This window comes from Polaromonas sp. P1_G2 (assembly GCF_056405515.1).
This window is the reverse complement of the sequence record NZ_JBFUBY010000713.1, coordinates 1-604: the sequence shown is the minus strand read 5'-3', so window position 1 is coordinate 604 and position 604 is coordinate 1. Positions and strand designations below refer to the sequence as shown.

1 protein-coding gene and 1 pseudogene are annotated in these 604 nt (G+C 60.1%); both read left to right on the top strand.

Annotation, left to right across the window (positions count from 1 at the left end; genetic code table 11):
- Positions 1-12: 12 nt before the first annotated feature.
- A pseudogene (locus AC1D0P_RS27115) lies at positions 13-504 on the top strand (aldehyde dehydrogenase family protein); the annotation flags it as partial.
- Positions 422-604: aldehyde dehydrogenase family protein (locus AC1D0P_RS27110; RefSeq protein ID WP_477679562.1), on the top strand; the 183-nt coding region annotated here is incomplete at its 3' end. The pseudogene AC1D0P_RS27115 and the gene AC1D0P_RS27110, both read left to right, overlap by 83 nt.

Sequence of the window (604 nt, the reverse complement as noted above, 5' to 3'; positions counted from 1 at the left end):
GATGTCGACTGCCTGGCATTCACAGGCTCGACAGCCGTCGGCAAGCTCTTTCTCACCTATTCAGGCCAATCCAATATGAAGCAGGTCTGGCTCGAGACGGGTGGTAAAAGCCCCAATCTCGTCTTTGCCGACTGCGGCGATCTGGATGCTGCCGCGGATATGGCCGCCTTTGGCATATTCTTCAATCAAGGCGAGGTGTGCTCGGCCAATTCGCGTCTTCTTGTCGAGAGAAGTATCAAAGATGCTTTGGTCGACAAGCTGGTGGAGCGTGCGTCCGCCATGCAGCCTGGTGATCCGCTCGATCCTGCATCCAGGATGGGTGCCATGGTCGATGCGCGCCACGCGGCCAACGTCATGCGTTTCATCGAAGCCGGCAAGCAAACCGCCCGGCTGGTCGCCGGCGGGCGGCAGGTGACGGTGAATGGCCTCGGCAGTTTTGTCACGCCGACGATCTTCGACGAGGTCTCGCCCGACAATCAGCTCGCACGCGATGAGATCTTTGGTCCGGTGCTGGCGCGGCAGTTTTGTCACGCCGACGATCTTCGACGAGGTCTCGCCCGACAATCAGCTCGCACGCGATGAGATCTTTGGTCCGGTGCTGGCG